The sequence below is a fragment of the Streptomyces sp. NPDC005722 genome, assembly GCF_040630935.1.
GTDB lineage: Bacteria > Actinomycetota > Actinomycetes > Streptomycetales > Streptomycetaceae > Actinacidiphila.
In genome coordinates, this window is sequence record NZ_JBEXYN010000002.1 from 146,949 (window position 1) to 164,439 (window position 17,491).

Below are 17,491 nucleotides of genomic sequence, written 5' to 3' on the forward strand. Positions count from 1 at the left end.
CTCTCAGCGGGGAAAGACCATATTTTTTGTGTGGTCCGACTTGTTTGGTGACGTTACCCGAGCCCGGACCTGACGCCGAGTACCGCGCTACCGATGCGTACGTGTGTCGCACCGGCGGCGATGGCCTCCTCGAGGTCCGCGCTCATCCCTGCCGAGACCATGTTCGCAGCCGGATGCGCCGCGCGCAGGCAGGATGCGATTTCCGCCAGCCGATCGAAGGCGGCGCGGGGTTGACCCGCGTACGGCCCCGCCAGCGGCGCGACCGTCATCAGCCCGTCGAGCCGGAGCCCGGGGGCGGCCGCGACGGCTTCGGCGATGCCTTCGACGACATCGGGTGCGATTCCGCCGCGGGCGCCCTGCGTCCCGGACTCGGCGTCCAGCGCGACCTGCACCAGGCAGCCGAGCTCGCGGTCGGCCCGCTCGGACTTCAGGACGGCGGCGGAGAGCGCGTCGACCAGCCGGAGGCGGTCGACCGAGTGCACGACGTCCGCGTAGCGCACCACCGAGCGCACCTTGTTGGTCTGCAGCTGCCCCACGAAGTGCCAGGTCAGCGGCAGGTCGGCACAGGCCTCGGCCTTGGGGGCGGCGTCCTGGTCGCGGTTCTCCGCCACCTCGCGGACGCCGAGCCCGGACAGGATCCGCACGTCGCTCGCCGGGTAGGTCTTGGTGACCACGACCAGGGTCACCTCGTCCCGGGCCCGGCCGGCCGCGACGCAGGCCGCCGCGATGCGCTCCTCGACCGCGGCGAGGTTGCCCGCCAGTTCGGCGCTTCGCTCTTGCGTACGGTCAGTCACTCGGTCCGTCCAGCCAGACGTATCCCGCGAGCCGTCCGGTGGTCCGCTCGCGGCGGTAGGAGAAGTGGTCCCCGGACTCCATCGTACAAATATGGGATTTCTCACCCATCGGCACACCCAGCCGGGCGAGTTGGGCGTGCACTCCGGTGGCGATGTCCAGGGAGGGGGTGCCCCAGCTGGTGGTGGCGCGGGCCTCGGGGACGGCGGCGGCGACCTCGTCGCGCATGGCCTCGGGCACCTCGTAGCAGGAGCCGCAGACCGAGGGGCCGGTCATCGCGGTGATCCGCTCGGCGCGGGCACCGAGTCCGACCATGGCCTCGACCGCCGCGGGGACGACCCCGGCCAGCAGGCCCGGGCGGCCGGCGTGGGCCGCGGCCACCACGCCGGCGTGCGCGTCGGCCATCAGGACCGGGACGCAGTCGGCGGTCAGCACCGCGAGGGCGAGACCGGGCCGGGTGGTGACGACGGCGTCCACCTCCGGGACCCGGCCGCCGGCCCAGGGGGCGGCGACGACGGCGACGTCGTTGCCGTGCACCTGGTTCATCCAGACCACACGGGCGGGATCGAGGCCCAGCCCGCGTGCGGCGGCGTCGCGGTTGGCGAGGACGGCGGCCGGGTCGTCACCGACCGCGCCGCCGAGGTTGAGGCTGTCGTACGGAGCGGCGCTCACCCCTCCCCACCTGTCGGTGAAGGCGAAGTGGGCGCCGCCCGGACGTGCGTGGTTGAGCGTTATCACGTGTGGCAGTGCTTACTTGAGGAAGTCGGGTACGTCGAGTTCCTCGGCGGCGGTGTCCTGGTACGGACGCGCCGGGGGAACCTGGGGGGCGATCGGCTGGGCCGGCACCTCGGCGACCGGCTCCGGCTTGGGCTCCTCCTCACGCTGGGTGACGCTGCCCAGGCCGCTGAAGGCCGGGCGGGCCGGCTCGGCGGACTGGGCGGCCGGACGGGCCGGCGCCGGGGAGGAGTTCTCCTCGCGGGAGGAGGACGCGTACGAGCCGAGCACCTTGTCGCGGTTGCGGGTCGGCGGCTGGCCGCCGTCGAAGCCGGCCGCGATGACGGTGACGCGGACCTCGTCGCCCAGGGCGTCGTCGATGACCGCGCCGAAGATGATGTTGGCCTCGGGGTGGGCCGCCTCGCTCACCAGCTGGGCGGACTCGTTGATCTCGAAGAGGCCGAGGTCCGAGCCGCCGGAGATGGAGAGCAGTACGCCCCGGGCGCCGTCGATGGACGCCTCCAGCAGCGGCGAGGAGATCGCCATCTCCGCCGCGGCGACCGCGCGGTCGTCCCCGCGGGCCGAGCCGATGCCCATGAGGGCCGAACCCGCCTCGGACATCACCGACTTCACGTCGGCGAAGTCGAGGTTGATCAGACCCGGGGTGGTGATCAGGTCGGTGATGCCCTGGACACCGGAGAGCAGCACCTGGTCCGCGGAGCGGAAGGCGTCCAGCACGCTCACCTGGCGGTCCGAGATGGACAGCAGCCGGTCGTTGGGGATCACGATGAGGGTGTCGACCTCGTCGCGCAGTCCTGCGATGCCGTCCTCGGCCTGGTTGGCGCGGCGGCGTCCCTCGAAGGTGAACGGGCGGGTCACCACACCGATGGTCAGCGCGCCCAGCGAGCGGGCGATGTTGGCCACGACGGGCGCGCCGCCGGTGCCGGTGCCGCCGCCCTCGCCCGCGGTGACGAAGACCATGTCGGCGCCCTTGAGCACCTCTTCGATCTCCTCGCGGTGGTCCTCGGCGGCCTTGCGGCCGACGTCGGGGTTGGCGCCGGCGCCGAGTCCGCGAGTGAGCTCCCGGCCGACGTCCAGCTTGACGTCGGCGTCGCTCATGAGCAGGGCCTGCGCATCGGTGTTGATCGCGATGAACTCGACGCCCTTGAGACCGACCTCGATCATCCTGTTGATGGCGTTCACGCCACCGCCGCCGATGCCGACGACCTTGATGACTGCGAGGTAGTTCTGCGGTGCTGCCACGTCGAAGGCCTCTCGCCTCGAGTTACGTATACCTGTGGGGACGGTCGGGAAGGCCCGCCGATCCGAACCCTAACCCTGAGGTTTAGGGTTACCAGTATGTCTGTCCCGCACTGTCGTTGGGACAGGACACTAAATCGACAAGCGGTTCGCGTTCAACGAACACGCCGAACCTCCCGTTTTTCTTTTGACCCTATGTGATCACGCCAGAGCCGGACCAACCAGGGTGTCGAACAGAAGGCTGGGACGTCAACCGTCCGATGCGGCAGGGGATGTTGGGGCACTCACGTCGAAGAACTCGGCATCGTGCTCGACTTTCATCAGGGCCGCGAGAGCAACCGCTTTCTCCGCCCCTTGATCCGCGCTCCCCCACATCACCGCACGCCCCCGCGTCAGTTCGACCGTAATGTCGTCATATGAGCGCACCTCGATGAGCTGTGCGTCCCGGTATGCGACCTTCGGCAGGTCCGCCGCGACCCGAACCGCCGCCGCCAATAGCCGCTTTGTCCCGAAAAGTCGATAGCTCGCGGAGTCGCGGTCGGGCCGCAATTCGATGATCGGTACACCCTTCAGGGGAGTGTCCCGCTCGTCGAACCGGAAGCCGTCCGCGTCGACTTCGATGAAGTACCCGTCACCTTTCACCAGGGCGGCGGGAGTTCGCTCCGTCACTTTCAGCGTGATCGTGTGCGGCCACGAACGCTCCACTTCCACCGCGGAGATGCGCGGCAGCCGCGCCTTCAACCGACGGGCGATCACGTCGGTGTCCACGGAAACCAGCGGCCCGTTGAGCGGGACCTGCGCGGCGTCGCGGACCTCGTCGGGGTGGAGCACCTCGGTGCCCGTCACGCGGACGTGCGTCGCACGCAGCCAGGCGGAGCCGTACAGCAGCCAGGTGCCGGTGCCGCCCAGCACGGTGGCCGCGGCGAGCGCCGTGAGGACGATGAGACGCCGGCTCCGCCGCGGCGGGGGCTCGGCCCCGCCGTCCTGGTCGCCGGCCGCCTCGACGGTCGTCGGTACGGCCACTTTCGCCTCCGGGGTCGTCGGAACTGCCTTCCGCTTCCGGGCAGGCTAGTCGTCGTGCTGGGTGCCGGGGCGGCCGCGCGCCGCCGGGTGGGCCGGGCCCCCTCCCCCGTGACCCCAACGGAGCACGGGGCGCCCCCGGCGCCGTCCGCGGGGGCGCCGGAGGGGCCCGGCCGGCACCGTGCTTCAGCGGCGGCGCGCGGCGATCGCCTCGTGGACCATGCCGACGAGCAGCTCGTCCGCGTGCGGGCGGCCGAACTCGGCGGCGGCGCGCGACATTTCGTACAGCCGGTGCGGATCGGTCAGGACCGGCAGCACGTTGCCGAGCACCCACTCCGCGGTGAGGTCCGCGTCGTCGACGATGACGCCGCCGCCGGCCTTGACGACCGGCTGCGCGTTCAGCCGCTGCTCGCCGTTGCCGATCGGCAGCGGGACGTACGCGGCCGGCAGGCCCACCGCGGACAGCTCGGCCACCGTCATGGCGCCGGCCCGGCAGAGCATCATGTCGGCGGCGGCGTAGGCGAGGTCCATCCGGTCCAGGTAGGGGACCGGGACGTACTGCGGCATGCCGGGCATGTTGTCGGCGTGCGGGAGCTCGTTCTTCGGGCCGACCGCGTGCAGGATCTGGACGCCGGACTGCTGCAGGCGCGGGGCGACGGAGGCGATCACCTCGTTGAGCCGCCGGGCGCCCTGGGAGCCGCCGGAGACCAGCAGGGTCGGCAGGGTCTGGTCGAGGCCGAAGGCGGCACGCGCCTCCGCGCGGACCGCGGCGCGGTCGAGGGTCGCGATGGACCGGCGCAGCGGGATGCCGACGTAGCGGGAGTGCCGGAGCTTGCTGTCCGGGGTGCTCACGGCCACGTGGGTGGTGTAGCGGGAGCCGATCTTGTTGGCGAGGCCCGGACGCGCGTTGGCCTCGTGCACCACGATCGGCACGCCGAGCCGCTTGGCGGCCAGGTAGCCGGGCAGGGCGACGTAGCCGCCGAAGCCGACGAGGGCGTCGGCCTTGGTGCGCTCCAGGATCTGCTCGGCGGCCTTGATGGTGCCGCGCAGCCGCCCCGGGACGGTGATCAGCTCGGGGGTGGGCTTGCGTGGCAGCGGGACGGCGGGGATGAGCGCCAGCTCGTAGCCGCGTTCCGGCACCAGCCGGGTCTCCAGACCCCGCTCGGTGCCGAGTGCCGTGATCCCCACGGTCGGGTCCTGCCTGCGCAGGGCGTCGGCGAGCGCGAGCGCGGGCTCGATGTGGCCGGCGGTCCCCCCACCGGCGAGTACGACATGCACCGAAATTCACCGCTCTCCGGACGGCCGCCGTCTGACGAACCGCCTCATCGTCCGTGTCATTGCCCCCGGCCAGTAGCCGGGCCCCCGCGCGTTGAGCGCCGCTCGCGCGCCGGGCTCGCTCCTCGCGAACGAGATGAGCAGCCCGATCGCGAACATGGTCGGCAGGAGGGCCGAGCCCCCGTAGGAGAACAGCGGGAGCGGGACACCGGCGATCGGCAGCAGGCCGAGCACCGCACCGATGTTGACCACGAACTGGGCCGTGATCCACGTCGTCACGCCTCCCGCGGCAAACCTGACGAAGGAGTCCTCCGTTCGACCGGCCACGCGGATACCCGCATAGCCTAGAGCCGCGAAGAGGGCGAGCACCGACAGCGTGCCCGTCAGCCCCAGTTCCTCCCCGGTCACGGCGAAGATGAAGTCGGTGTGCGGTTCGGGCAGTTGGCCCCATTTCTCCACGCTCGCACCGAGCCCGGAACCGAACCATCCGCCCGAGGCGAGGGCGTAGATCCCGTGCACGGCCTGCCAGCAGCCGCCACCGGGAGTGACGTCGGTGGCGCCGATGCAGGCCAGCCGCTCCATGCGGTTGCCGCTGGTCTTGATCAGCAGGAAGCCGATCACCCCCGCGACGCCCAGCACGCCGGCGAACAGCCGGGTGGGGGCTCCGGCGATCCACAGCAGCCCGAACAGGATCGCGGTGAGGATGATCGCGGTGCCCATGTCACCGCCGAGCATGATCAGGCCGAGCAGCAGGAAGGCCACCGGCACCAGCGGGATCAGCAGGTGCTTCCACTGGACGAGGAGCTTCAGGTCCTCCTTGCGGGCCAGCAGGTCCGCGCCCCACAGGACGAGCGCGAGCTTGCCGAACTCACTGGGCTGCAGCTGGAACGGGCCGCCGAGGTAGAGCCAGTTCTGGTTGCCGTTGACCGACTGCCCTATCCCCGGCACCTGGACCAGGGCCATGAGGAACACCGAGCCGACGAGCAGCGGGTACGACAGCGTGCGGTGCAGCCGTACCGGCACCCGGGAGGCCGCGACGAGCAGGCCGGTGCCGAGCACGGCCGCGAACAGTTGCTTGCGGAAGTAGTACGTCGACGGCAGCCCGTACTCCAGCGCCTTGATCTGCGAGGCCGAGAAGACCATCACCAGACCGAGCACGGTGATCAGCAGGCTGCTGCCGAGGATGACGTAGTACGCGGTGAGCGGGCGGTCCCAGGCGCGCATGGCGCGGTCCAGGACGACCCTGGCGCCGCGCAGCGCGCTGCCCCGCGGCGCCTTCCCGCCGGGCGTACGCGCCCCGGGGGCGGCCGCCCCGGGGCGCGGCGGCGCCGACCGCGCGGGGCGGGCGGGCGCCTTGAGGGCGTTGCGGGAACGAGAACCGGAGGCGTCGCCGTGGTCGGCTGCCGTCATGTCCCCTCCTAGGTCGCGGTACGGGCCGGAGCGGCTCCGGCTACTGCCCGGCGCCGGGCGCCCGCAGATCCCGTACGGCCTCCGCGAAGGCGTTTCCGCGAGCCTTGTAGTTCGCGAACATGTCCATCGAGGCGCAGGCCGGTGCCAGGAGCACCGTGTCCCCCGGCTGGGCGAGGTCCCGCGCGGCGTGGACGGCCGCCGCCATCGCCCCAGTGTCGGTGCGGTCGAGGTCGACGACCGGGACCTCGGGGGCGTGTCGCGCGAGCGCTTCACGGATGAGGGCACGGTCCGCCCCCATCAGCACGGCGCCGCGCAGCCGCTTGGCCGCGGTCGTGACCAGTTCGTCGAACGTCGCCCCCTTGGCGAGGCCGCCGCCGATCCAGACGATGTGCTCGTACGCGGCGAGGGAGGCCTCGGCGGCGTGGGTGTTGGTGGCCTTGGAGTCGTCGACGTAGTCCACGTCGTCGATCCGGTCCACGTGGGCGATGCGGTGGGCGTCCGGCCGGAAGGCGCGCAGGCCGTCCCGGACGGCGGCCGGCGCGACGCCGAACGCGCGGGCGAGGGCGGCCGCCGCCAGGGCGTTGGCGATGTTGTGCGGCGCCGGCGGGTGCACGTCGGAGACCTCGGCGAGCTCCTGCGCGTTCTTGTGCCGCTCGGGCGCGAAGGCCCGGTCGACCAGGATGCCGTCGACGACCCCCAGCTCCGAGGGCCGCGGGCTGCCGAGGCCGAAGCCGATCGCGCGGCAGCCCTCCTCGACGTCGGCCTCGCGCACCAGCGCCTCGGTGGCCGGGTCCGCGAGGTTGTAGACGCAGGCGACGACGTTGCCCTCGTAGATCCGGCCCTTGTCGGCCGCGTAGGCGGCCATGGAGCCGTGCCAGTCGAGGTGGTCCGGGGCGAGGTTGAGCACCGCGGCCGAGTGCGGGCGGACCGAGGGGGCCCAGTGCAGTTGGTAGCTGGACAGCTCCACGGCGAGGACGTCGTACTCCTCACCGGACAGCACGACGTCCAGCACGGGCGTGCCGATGTTGCCGACCGCCGCGGTGCGCAGGCCCGCGGCGGTCAGGATCGAGGCGAGCATCTGCACGGTCGTGGTCTTGCCGTTGGTGCCGGTGACCGCCAGCCAGGGCGCCGCCGAGGGGCCGCGCAGCCGCCACGCCAGCTCCACGTCGCCCCACACGGGCACGCCCGCGGCCTCGGCGGCCGCGAAGAGCGGGGCGGCGGGCGGCCAGCCGGGCGAGGTGACGATCAGTTCGGTGCCCTCGGGCAGGGTGCGGCCGTCCCCGAGCCGGACGGTGACGCCCAGCGCCTCCAGTTCGACGGCCTGCGCCCGGGCCGGCTCGTCGTCGCCGTCGTTGACGACGGTCACGAGGGCGCCGAGGGCGTGCAGCGCCTTGGCGGCGGGCACCCCCGAGACGCCCAGGCCGGCGACGGTCACCCGGCGGCCCGGCAGGCCCAGCCGCCCGGCCGCCTCGACGGCGGCCGGCGGGGGACCGTCCTTGAGGGGGCCGGGTTCCTGCCCGGGGGCCGACGTCACTGCGCGGCCACCCAGCCCGCGTAGAAGAGGCCGAGGCCGACGGCCATGCACATGCCCTGGATGATCCAGAAGCGGACCACGACCAGGACCTCGCTCCAGCCCTTGAGCTCGAAGTGGTGCTGCAGTGGCGCCATGCGGAAGACGCGCTTGCCGGTCAGGCGGAAGGAGCCGACCTGGATGACCACGGAGAGGGTGATCAGGACGAAGAGGCCGCCCAGGATCGCCAGCAGCATCTCGGTGCGGGAGCAGATGGCCAGACCGGCCAGGGCGCCGCCGAGCGCGAGCGATCCGGTGTCGCCCATGAAGATCTTGGCCGGCGAGGTGTTCCACCACAGGAAGCCGAAGCAGGCGCCCATGAGCGCGGCGGCCACGACCGCGAGGTCGAGCGGATGCGGTACGTCGTAACAGCCGGGCCCCGCGGTGATGACGTTGGAGCAGGACTGGCCGTACTGCCACACGCCGATGACGGTGTACGAGGCGAAGACCATCACCGAGGCGCCGGTGGCCAGGCCGTCGAGGCCGTCGGTGAGGTTCACGCCGTTCGACATCGCGAGGATCATGAACAGCGCCCAGATCACGAAGATCACCGGGCCGAGGGACCACCCGAAGTCCTGCGTGAAGGACAGCCGGGTGGAGGCCGGGGTGACGCCCCGTGAGTCGGCGAACTGCAGCGACAGCACCGCGAAGGTGATGCCGACGATCAGCTGGCCCGCCATCTTGGCCTTGGCCCGCAGACCGAGGCTGCGCTGCTTCACGATCTTGATGTAGTCGTCGAGGAAGCCGACCACGCCCAGACCGGTGAAGAGGAAGAGCACCAGCACGCCGGAGATCGTCGGGCGCTCCGAGGTGATGACCTTGGTGAGCGCGTACGCGACGAGCGTGGCCAGGATGAACGCGATGCCGCCCATGGTGGGCGTACCGCGCTTGCTGTGGTGCTCCTTCGGGCCGTCGTCCCGGATGAACTGCCCGTAGCCCTTGCGGGCCAGCAGCTTGATCAGCATCGGGGTGCCGATGAGGGACAGGAACAGCCCGAGCACGCCCGAGACCAGGATCTGGTTCATTACTGAGCGCCCCCGCCCTCGACGCCGTCGAGCAGCGCGAGTGCGACCCGCTCCAGGCCGACCGCCCTCGATGCCTTCACCAGCACGACGTCCCCCGGACGCAGTTCACTGCGCAGCAGGTCGATCGCCGCCTCAGCGTCGGACACGTGCACCGACTCCTCACCCCACGAACCCTCGTTGTAGGCGCCCATTTGCACCCAGGCGGCCGCCTGGCCGCCGACTGCCACGAGCTTGCTGACGTTGAGCCGGACGGCGAGCCGTCCGACAGCGTCGTGCTCCGCGAGGGCCTCCCCGCCGAGCTCCGCCATCTCGCCCAGCACCGCCCACGTGCGTCCCCCGCGTGCCTCTGCGGCACGCCCCATGGCCGCGAGCGCGCGCAGGGCGGCTCGCATGGATTCGGGGTTCGCGTTGTAGGCGTCGTTCACGACCGTCACGCCGTCCGGCCGTTCGACGACCTCCATGCGCCAGCGGGACAGCGTGCCCGCCTCGGAGAGCGCGGTGGCGATCTCGTCGACGGGCATGCCGAGTTCACGGGCTACGGCGGCCGCGGCAAGCGCGTTCGACACGTGGTGCTCACCGTACAGGCGCAAGGTCACTTCGCTGCACCCGGTAGGTGTTGTGAGCGTGAAGACGGCCTGACCTCGGTCGTTGAGGCGGACGTTCTCGGCGCGGACGTCGGCGTCGGCGGACTCGCCGAACAGCACGATGCGCGCCTTGGTGCGGGATGACATGGCGCGTACGAGGGGATCGTCCGCATTCAGCACCGCGACGCCGCCGTCGGCGGCGTCCGGCAGCGCCTCGACCAGTTCGCCCTTGGCCCGGGCGATCTGCTCGCGGCCGCCGAACTCGCCGATGTGGGCGGTTCCGACGTTGAGGACGACGCCGATGCGCGGCGGGGTCAGTTCGGTGAGGTAGGCGATGTGGCCGATGCCGCGGGCGCCCATCTCCAGCACCAGGTGCCGGGTGGAGGCGTCGGCGCGCAGTGCGGTCAGCGGCAGGCCGATCTCGTTGTTGAGGGAGCCGGGTGTCCAGACGGTCGGGGCGAGCCGCTTGAGCACCTGTGCGGTGAGGTCCTTGGTGCTGGTCTTGCCCGCCGAACCGGTCAGCGCCACAAGGGTGGCGCCGAGGCGGTCGATGACGTGCGCGGCCAGGGCGCCGAGGGCGAGCTGGACGTCGTCCACGACGATCGCGGGCACGCCGACCGGCCGGGCGGCCAGCACGGCCGCCGCTCCGGCCGCGACGGCCTGCTCCGCGTAGTCGTGGCCGTCCACGCGCTCGCCCTGGAAGGCGACGAAGAGGCCGCCCGGCGTCACCTTGCGGGAGTCGATCTCCACGGACCCGGTGACGGGCACCGTCGGGTCCGGTATGTCGTGCGTGCTCCCGCCGACCGCGTGTGCGACCTCGGCGAGGGTGAGTGGGATCACAGCTGGTCCTGGTCCTTCTCCTGTGCTGGTGTGGCGGCGGCCCGTTCGATGGCCGCGCGCAGCACTTCTCGGTCGTCGAAGGGGCGTACCACTCCGGCGATGTCCTGGCCCTGCTCATGGCCCTTGCCGGCCACCAGTACGGTGTCGTCCGGCCGGGCCAGGGCGACGGCGGTCGCGATGGCCGCCGCCCGGTCGGGTTCGACGACGACATGACCCCGCTCGTGCGCGGGCACCCCGGCCGCTCCGGACAGCATCGCGGTGAGGATCGCGAGCGGGTCCTCGGAGCGGGGGTTGTCGGAGGTCAGCACGGCCGTGTCGGCCAGCCGTGCCGCGGCGGCGCCCATGGGGCCGCGTTTGGTCTCGTCGCGGTCCCCGCCGCAGCCGAGGACGATGTGCAGGCTGCCCTTGGTGACCTTGCGCAGGGCCCGCAGCACCGATTCCACGGCGTCGGTCTTGTGGGCGTAGTCGACGACCGCGAGGTACGGCTGCCCGGCGTCGACGCGCTCCAGCCGGCCCGGGACGCCCGGGACGGCGGCGACGCCCTGGGCGGCCGCCTGCGGGTCGATCCCGGCCACCGCGAGGGCGGTGATCGCGGCGAGCGCGTTGGCGACGTTGAAGGGCCCGGGAAGGGGCGAGGCGGCCTCGATCCGCACGCCGCCCGGGCCCACCACGGTGAAGGTGGAGCGCAGCGGCCCGGTCACCACGTGCTCGGCGCGCCACTCGGCGTCCGGGTGGCCTTCGGCGGAGAAGGTGGTCACCGGGACCTGGGACTCGCGCACCAGGCGGCGGCCGTACTCGTCGTCGAGGTTGACCACCCCGGCCTTGCTGCGGCGCGGCGTGAAGAGCTGCGCCTTGGCCTGGAAGTAGTCCTCCATGCCCGAGTGGAACTCCATGTGCTCGGGGCTGAGGTTGTTGAAGACGGCGACGTCGAAGACCGCGCCGTCGACCCGGCCCAGCACCAGGGCGTGGCTGGAGACCTCCATGACCAGGGCCTCGATGGCGCGCTCGCGCATCACCGCGAAGAGCGCCTGCAGGTCCGTGGCCTCGGGGGTGGTGCGCTCGCTCTTGAGCCGCTCGTCGCCGATCCGCGACTCGACGGTGCCGATCAGCCCCGTCCGGTCGCCGTGGACGGCCCGCAGGCCGCCCTCGATGAGGTAGGCCGTGGTGGTCTTGCCGGAGGTGCCGGTGATGCCGATCTGCAGCAGGGCGTCACCCGGGCGGCCGTAGATCTCGGCGGCCAGGTCCCCCATCCGGGACCGGGGGTCCTCGACGGCCAGCACCGGCAGGCCGGTCGCGCGGGCGCGGTCGGCGCCCGCCGGGTCGGTGAGGATCGCGGCGGCCCCCAGTTCGGCCGCCTGCGGGGCGAAGTCGGCGCCGTGGAAGCGGGCGCCGGGCAGGGCGGCGTAGAGGTCTCCGGGGCGGACGGCGCGCGAGTCGTGCGTGATCCCGGTGACCGGGGCGGCACCGGGCGCGGGCGGCTCCACGCCCAGCCGCGCGGCCAGTTCCGCGGGGGGTACGGGGCGGACCTGGGCGGGGCGGGGTGCGCCCGGCTGCTTGTGTTCGGGGCCGGGGGGCTGATCAGCTTGTGACACGGCCGTGAGAGTACCCGGCGGGCCGGGCTCCGGGCCAAAAGCCCTTCGCCGGGCTTCCGGCCTGCCGCTTCCTCCGGTACGGTCCGCGTGCGCGGGGCTACCGCCCGTGCCCGGGGCTGTGGGGTCGTGTCCGTTCACGGCCGCCGTTCCTTCCTCCCCTGCTCGCCGGTCACGGCTTCGCGGGGTCCCACTCGACCGGCAGGTTCGGGGTCTTGGCTCCGCTGGGCGCCACCTGTAGGGACTTCAGGGCGAACTCCATGACCCGCTTGAACACCGGGCCGCAGATCTGACCACCGAAATAACTGCCGCGGGTCGGGTTCTGGATCACGCACGACACGGTCAGCCGGGGGTCGTCGGCCGGGGCGAACCCCATGAAGGAGGCCGTGTAGCCACTGTAGGTGCCCGTTTCCGGGTCCACCCGGTTGGCCGTGCCGGTCTTGCCCGCGACGCGGTACCCCGCGATCCGGGCCTTGATGCCGGTGCCCTGCTCGTCGCCGACCACCGACTCCAGCATGGTGGACAGCGTCCTGGCGGTCTTCGTGCTGACCACCCGGTTCTTCGCCGGCACCGGGGACGGGACGAAGCGGCCGTCCGGGCCGGTCGTACCGCGTACCAGGCTGGGTTCGACCCGGACCCCGCCGTTGGCGATCGTCGAGTAGACCGAGGTGGCCTGCAGCGCGTTGAGCGAGAGGCCCTGCCCGAAGGGGATGGTGTACTGCTGGGACGCGTTCCACTTGTCCGGCCTCGCCAGGATGCCGGGCGTCTCCCCGGGGAACCCGACCCCCGTGGGCCGCCCGATGCCGAATTTCCTCAGATATGAGTAGAGGACGCGGTTCGCCTGCTTCTGGTTCTTGCCGAGTTGTTCGGCCGCCAGGATCGTGCCGATGTTGCTGGACTTGGCGAGCACGCCGTTCAGCGTCAGGTGCCAGGTGCCGTGGTCCACGTCGTCGTGGAAGACCCGGTCGGCGCGCGGCAGGGTGCCGGGCACCGTGACGTGGGTGTCGGGGGCGGCCACGCCCTCGTCGAGGACCGCCGCCATGGACATCAGCTTGCTGACACTGCCCGGCTCGTACGCGTCCTGCAGGGCGGCGTTGCCGAGGGCGGTGGGGTCGGCCCGGGTCAGGTCGTTGGGGTCAAAGCCGGGTGCGTTGGCCATGGCAAGCACCTGCCCGGTGCGGGTGTCCTGGACGATGACGTAACCGCGGTCGGCGTCGGACGCGCGCACCTGCTGGGTGATCGCCCGCTGGGCGGCCCACTGGATGTCCCGGTCCAGCGTCAGCTCCACGTCGGTGCCGGGCTCGGCGGCGCGCTCCTGCACGCTGGCCGTCGGCACGCGGCGGCCGCCGGACTGGGCGTAGGTGACGGTGCCGTCCTTGCCCGCGAGCGCCTTGTCCAGGCGGCTCTCCAGGCCGCCGCCGCCCGTGCCGGAGGCGCTCACCCAGCCGATCACGCCCGCCGCGAGGTCGTTCGCCGGGTAGACGCGCTTGGCGTGCCGGAGCCGGAAGACCCCGGCGAGGTAGTTGACGCCGTCGCCCTTCTCCGCCCGGTCGGCGAGCGCGCTCTGCAGGTCCTTGATCTGGTTCCAGACCTGCGGCGACTGCTGCCGGGCGATGATCTCGTTGCGCGACCCCGGGTAGTTGGCGAGCTGCTTCGCGATCTTCTTCTCGTCCCCGTCGACGATCGGCGCCAGCAGTGCGGCGGCGCGCGCCGGGGCGTCGTCGGCCTCCGCGTACTCGGGGGCGAAGAGCATCGGGTCGGCCGTGATGTCGTACGCGTCGACGGTGGTGGCCAGGTCGACGCCGTTGCGGTCGGTGATCGTCCCGCGCTCGGCGGCGAGGGTCACCTTCACGTTCCGGTTGACCTCGGCCTTGGCGGCGTACGTCGCGGCGTCCACGGCCTGCACCTGGAAGAGCCGGATGACGAAGGTCAGCATCACCAGGGTCAGCGCGATGCTGACCAGCCGCAGGCGGGGGCGGGGCCGGCCCAGCCGCAGCAGCGGGGCGCCGGCCGGGGTGACCGGGCGCGGTGGCCTGCGCCGCGGCGGTACGGTCGCGCGGCCGGAGCGGGCACGGGCGGCCCCGGCGTCGCGTTCGCGCGCGCCGGCCGGCCTGCGGGCGCCGGGGGTACGGCCGTGCGCCACGGCGGAGGTGCCGGGTTTCCCCTGGCCGGGGGCGGGCCTGCGGGCGCGCGGGTCGCGTCCGGTGCCGCGGGCGGCCCGGGCGGCCTCCTCGCGCGGCCTGGCGCCGCGTGCCCCGGCGGGCCCGCGCGCCCCGGCCTGCTGCCCCGGGGGCGTCCTGCGGCGGGGCTCCCCGCCCTCGCCGTCGCGTGCGGGGGTTCCGGCGTCGCCCTCGCGTCCGCGCGGCACCGGGCGGCGCCGAGGGGTGGTCCCACCGCCCTCACCGCGGTCGGCGCGGCCCTGGGCGCCTGGCCCCGGACGGCCCGCGCCCTTGTCGCGGTCGGCGCGTTCACGCCGCTCGCCCCGGTCGCGCGGTGGCTCCCCGTCACGGGTCACCACGCCCCGGCACCTTCCCGGCCGGCCGGGCGGGCGGATCGGGGCGGGAGGGCACGGGGCCCCGGAGCTGCGGTCACGGGGTCTCCTTCGGGCTCGTGCTGGGCTTGGCGGAGGGCGTCGGGCCCAGGGAGGCGGCCGCGGAGCCGCTGGGCGCGACGGTGGCCGGCGCCGTGCTCGGGCTGGGCGCCGGCACGAAGGGCGCGGCACCGGGCTTGCCGAGGACGGTGCCGTCGGGGGCGAGGAAGGCCGGGTTGCCGCCGGGGACCATGCCCAGTTCGCGGGCCTGCCCGTCCAGCGCGTCCGGCGCCGAGTACCGGTCGACCTCCTGCTGCAGCGCCTGCTCCTCGTCGGTGTACTGGGTGGTCTTCTTCTGCAGCTCGCTGAGCTTGAAGGAGTCCCGGTTCACCGCCGAGTTGAGCAGCAGCAGGGTGATCAGGCCGCCGCCGAGCAGCAGCACGATCAGCAGCACGAAGGGCGAACGCGCCGCCGAGCTGCGCCGCCTCACGCCAGGGCCTCCCGGATCCGCTGGGCGCCGCGCAGCCGGGCCGGTGCGGCCCGGCGGTTGGCGGCGATCTCGTCCTCCGTGGGCAGTTCGGCGCCGCGGGTGAGGAGCTTGAGCCGCGGCTGGTACTGCTCGGGCACCACGGGCAGCCCGGGCGGCGCGGTGGTGGCCGCGCCGGCCGCGAGGACGCCCTTGACGAGGCGGTCCTCCAGGGAGTGGTACGAGAGCACGGCGATCCGGCCGCCCACGGCGAGCGCGGCGACGGCCGCCGGGATGGCCCGCTCCAGCACCGTCAGCTCCCCGTTGACCTCGATGCGCAGCGCCTGGAAGGTGCGCTTGGCCGGGTTGCCCCCGGTCCGCTTGGCGGCCTGGGGCAGCGCCTCCCGGATCAGCTCGACCAGCCGGGCGCTGGTGGTGAAGGGCTCGCGTGCGCGCTCGCGGACGACCGCCTCCACGATCTTGCGGGCGAACTTCTCCTCGCCGTATTCGCGCAGCACCCGCACCAGCTCGCCCGGGGGGTAGGTGTTGAGGACCTCGGCGGCGCTGATGCCCGCGGTCTGGTTCATGCGCATGTCCAGCGGCGCGTCCTGGGCGTAGGCGAAGCCGCGGTCCGCCTCGTCCAGCTGCATGGAGGAGACGCCGAGGTCGAACAGGACGCCCTGCACCTTGGGGACGCCGAGCCCCGCCAGCACCTCGGGGATCTCGTCGTAGACCGCGTGCACCAGGGTGGCCCGGTCCCCGTACGGCGCGAGCCGCTCGCCGGCGAGCTTGAGCGCGGCCGGGTCGCGGTCGACGGCGACCAGCCGGACCTCGGGGAACCGCCGCAGCAGCGCCTCGCTGTGCCCGCCGAGGCCGAGGGTGGCGTCCACGACCACGGCGCCCGGCGTGCCGAGGGCGGGGGCCAGCATGTCCAGGCAGCGGTCCAGCATCACCGGGACGTGGCGTGGCTCGGACGGGGTGGTGCTCATGAAGCCCTTCTCATCTGCTCTCGGGGACGTACCACTGGGTCCCCGCCCGCTCGTGGGCGGCCATCTGGCACCGGGGAAGGAGTGCCAGCGGACCGGGGAGCGGGAGGAGGCCGAGCGTCACGTACTCGTACGTGAGTCATCAGGCTACGGGCGAGGTCACGGTAAGCCGGGAGGCACCTCCTGGGACAACGCCGAAAAGGCGTCCTCCTGACCCGCCAGATAGTCCTCCCAGGCCGCCGCGTCCCACACCTCGACCCGGGTGTTGGCGCCGATCACCGCGCAGTCGCGGCGCAGTCCCGCGTAGTCGCGCAGGGGCTGCGGGAGGGTGACCCGGCCCTGCTTGTCGGGGACCTCGTCGTGGGCGCCGGCGAAGAGCACGCGCATGTAGTCGCGTGCCGCCTTGGAGGTGAGGGGGGCCCGGCGGAGCTCCTCGGTGAGGGCGCGGAAGCCCTCGACCGGCCATACGTACAGGCAGCGCTCCTGGCCCTTGGTGATGACCAGGCCGTCCGCGAGCTGTTCGCGGAACTTCGCGGGGAGGACCAGCCGGCTCTTGTCGTCCAGCCGTGGCGCGTACGTCCCGAGGAACATCCGCACCTCCCGCACTAGGCTGGCGACCCACTTCGCGCCACTTTACTCCACCGGTCCCCACGGTCAACGAGAAGCCTGCCCTGGCGCGGGCGCCCGCGTGGGCCCCGCCGCCCGAATCACCCGCACGGGCGAGCGCGCGCGACGCCTGTGGGTTACCTCACAGTGGACCGGTTTGACCGAGATTTGCCGGACGCCACAGCAGGTCGGAACGGACCGCGCCCTCTACGGTCGTCTCATGTCGATAAACGCGCATCAGTCCGCGGTTCCCGCAGGCACCGGCACGGCCTCCGTCACCGACCGGCTGGTCGAGGCGAACCGGCGCTACGCCGAGCAGTTCCGCGACCCCGGCATGGACGCCCGCCCCGTCCTGAAGGTGGCCGTGGTCGCCTGCATGGACGCCCGGCTCGACCTGCACAAGGCGCTGGGCCTGGAACTCGGCGACTGCCACACCATCCGCAACGCCGGCGGCGTGGTCACCGACGACACCATCCGCTCGCTGACCATCAGCCAGCGCGCCCTCGGCACCAGCTCGGTCGTGCTGATCCACCACACCGGCTGCGGCCTGGAGTCGCTGACCGAGGAGTTCCGCACGGAGCTGGAGGAGGAGGTGGGCCAGCGTCCGACCTGGGCGGTGGAGTCCTTCCGCGACGTCGACCAGGACGTGCGGCAGTCCATCCAGCGGGTCCGGACCTCGCCCTTCCTGACCCACACGGACGATGTGCGGGGGTTCGTGTTCGACGTGCACACCGGCCTGCTGCGCGAAATCACAAACGAGTAACGGAAGCGGAGTGACGCGGAGCATAGTTGAAGGAGAGAATGCTTCGTGTAACGGGGAGGGC

Annotated in this window: 15 protein-coding genes; 1 reads left to right on the forward strand and 14 read right to left on the reverse strand. The window is 72.7% G+C overall.

Translation table 11 applies throughout. From position 1 onward, the window contains the following. Positions 1 to 53: 53 nt before the first annotated feature. From ABZ479_RS02780 to mraZ, 14 genes are all read right to left on the reverse strand, one after another. Positions 54 to 794, reverse strand: coding sequence for a YggS family pyridoxal phosphate-dependent enzyme (locus ABZ479_RS02780; protein WP_500459510.1), 741 nt, complete (start codon positions 792 to 794; stop codon positions 54 to 56). Continuing rightward, positions 787 to 1,527, reverse strand: coding sequence for a peptidoglycan editing factor PgeF (gene pgeF, locus ABZ479_RS02785; protein WP_499607985.1), 741 nt, complete (start codon positions 1,525 to 1,527; stop codon positions 787 to 789). Before pgeF ends, ABZ479_RS02780 begins: the two co-directional genes overlap by 8 nt. A gap of 15 nt (positions 1,528 to 1,542) precedes the next feature. Further along, positions 1,543 to 2,769, reverse strand: coding sequence for a cell division protein FtsZ (gene ftsZ / locus ABZ479_RS02790; RefSeq protein ID WP_499607801.1), 1,227 nt, complete (start codon positions 2,767 to 2,769; stop codon positions 1,543 to 1,545). 246 nt (positions 2,770 to 3,015) lie between these two features. Beyond that, positions 3,016 to 3,789: a cell division protein FtsQ/DivIB gene (locus tag ABZ479_RS02795; RefSeq protein WP_500459511.1), complete on the reverse strand. Its 774-nt coding sequence runs from the start codon at positions 3,787 to 3,789 to the stop codon at positions 3,016 to 3,018. 183 nt (positions 3,790 to 3,972) lie between these two features. Continuing rightward, positions 3,973 to 5,064 carry an undecaprenyldiphospho-muramoylpentapeptide beta-N-acetylglucosaminyltransferase gene (gene murG, locus ABZ479_RS02800; RefSeq protein ID WP_500459512.1) on the reverse strand — a complete coding sequence of 364 codons (1,092 nt, stop codon included), beginning with the start codon at positions 5,062 to 5,064 and terminating at the stop codon, positions 3,973 to 3,975. Positions 5,065 to 5,070: 6 nt separating this feature from the next. After that, entirely contained in the window at positions 5,071 to 6,471 is a 1,401-nt protein-coding gene (ftsW, locus tag ABZ479_RS02805; RefSeq protein ID WP_500459513.1) for a putative lipid II flippase FtsW, read from the reverse strand. Positions 6,472 to 6,511: 40 nt separating this feature from the next. Next, a complete protein-coding gene (gene murD / locus ABZ479_RS02810) occupies positions 6,512 to 7,927 on the reverse strand; it encodes a UDP-N-acetylmuramoyl-L-alanine--D-glutamate ligase (RefSeq protein WP_500459736.1) in 1,416 nt (471 codons plus the stop codon). Between the two features lie 74 nt (positions 7,928 to 8,001). Further along, the gene (mraY, locus tag ABZ479_RS02815; protein ID WP_018557111.1) at positions 8,002 to 9,066 is read right to left on the reverse strand and encodes a phospho-N-acetylmuramoyl-pentapeptide-transferase; all 1,065 of its coding nucleotides are present in this window, start codon (positions 9,064 to 9,066) and stop codon (positions 8,002 to 8,004) included. Next, positions 9,066 to 10,490: a UDP-N-acetylmuramoyl-tripeptide--D-alanyl-D-alanine ligase gene (locus ABZ479_RS02820; RefSeq protein ID WP_499607789.1), complete on the reverse strand. Its 1,425-nt coding sequence runs from the start codon at positions 10,488 to 10,490 to the stop codon at positions 9,066 to 9,068. The genes mraY and ABZ479_RS02820 overlap by 1 nt, the downstream gene beginning before the upstream one ends. After that, positions 10,487 to 12,082, reverse strand: coding sequence for a UDP-N-acetylmuramoyl-L-alanyl-D-glutamate--2,6-diaminopimelate ligase (locus ABZ479_RS02825; protein ID WP_500459514.1), 1,596 nt, complete (start codon positions 12,080 to 12,082; stop codon positions 10,487 to 10,489). Before ABZ479_RS02825 ends, ABZ479_RS02820 begins: the two co-directional genes overlap by 4 nt. A 169-nt stretch (positions 12,083 to 12,251) precedes the next feature. Next, positions 12,252 to 14,597 carry a peptidoglycan D,D-transpeptidase FtsI family protein gene (locus ABZ479_RS02830; protein WP_500459515.1) on the reverse strand — a complete coding sequence of 782 codons (2,346 nt, stop codon included), beginning with the start codon at positions 14,595 to 14,597 and terminating at the stop codon, positions 12,252 to 12,254. Between the two features lie 70 nt (positions 14,598 to 14,667). Then, positions 14,668 to 15,099 carry a cell division protein FtsL gene (gene ftsL / locus ABZ479_RS02835; protein ID WP_500459516.1) on the reverse strand — a complete coding sequence of 144 codons (432 nt, stop codon included), beginning with the start codon at positions 15,097 to 15,099 and terminating at the stop codon, positions 14,668 to 14,670. Next, complete coding sequence (gene rsmH / locus ABZ479_RS02840; RefSeq protein WP_499607777.1) at positions 15,096 to 16,064, reverse strand: 16S rRNA (cytosine(1402)-N(4))-methyltransferase RsmH; 969 nt, start codon at positions 16,062 to 16,064, stop codon at positions 15,096 to 15,098. The genes ftsL and rsmH overlap by 4 nt, the downstream gene beginning before the upstream one ends. A gap of 156 nt (positions 16,065 to 16,220) precedes the next feature. Next, a complete protein-coding gene (gene mraZ, locus ABZ479_RS02845) occupies positions 16,221 to 16,652 on the reverse strand; it encodes a division/cell wall cluster transcriptional repressor MraZ (protein ID WP_499607774.1) in 432 nt (143 codons plus the stop codon). 235 nt (positions 16,653 to 16,887) lie between these two features. On the opposite strand from mraZ, the gene ABZ479_RS02850 reads away from it, so the two are divergent. Continuing rightward, positions 16,888 to 17,430 carry a beta-class carbonic anhydrase gene (locus ABZ479_RS02850; protein WP_499607771.1) on the forward strand — a complete coding sequence of 181 codons (543 nt, stop codon included), beginning with the start codon at positions 16,888 to 16,890 and terminating at the stop codon, positions 17,428 to 17,430. The last annotated feature ends 61 nt before the right edge of the window (positions 17,431 to 17,491 follow it).

Bases quoted from the DNA above. Each gene is read 5' to 3' on its own strand.
- ftsW (WP_500459513.1), bottom strand. From the start codon at position 6,471: ATGACGGCAGCCGACCACGGCGACGCCTCCGGTTCTCGTTCCCGCAAC.
- mraY (WP_018557111.1), bottom strand. From the start codon at position 9,066: ATGAACCAGATCCTGGTCTCGGGCGTGCTCGGGCTGTTCCTGTCCCTC.
- rsmH (WP_499607777.1), bottom strand. From the start codon at position 16,064: ATGAGCACCACCCCGTCCGAGCCACGCCACGTCCCGGTGATGCTGGAC.
- mraZ (WP_499607774.1), bottom strand. From the start codon at position 16,652: ATGTTCCTCGGGACGTACGCGCCACGGCTGGACGACAAGAGCCGGCTG.
- ABZ479_RS02850 (WP_499607771.1), top strand. From the start codon at position 16,888: ATGTCGATAAACGCGCATCAGTCCGCGGTTCCCGCAGGCACCGGCACG.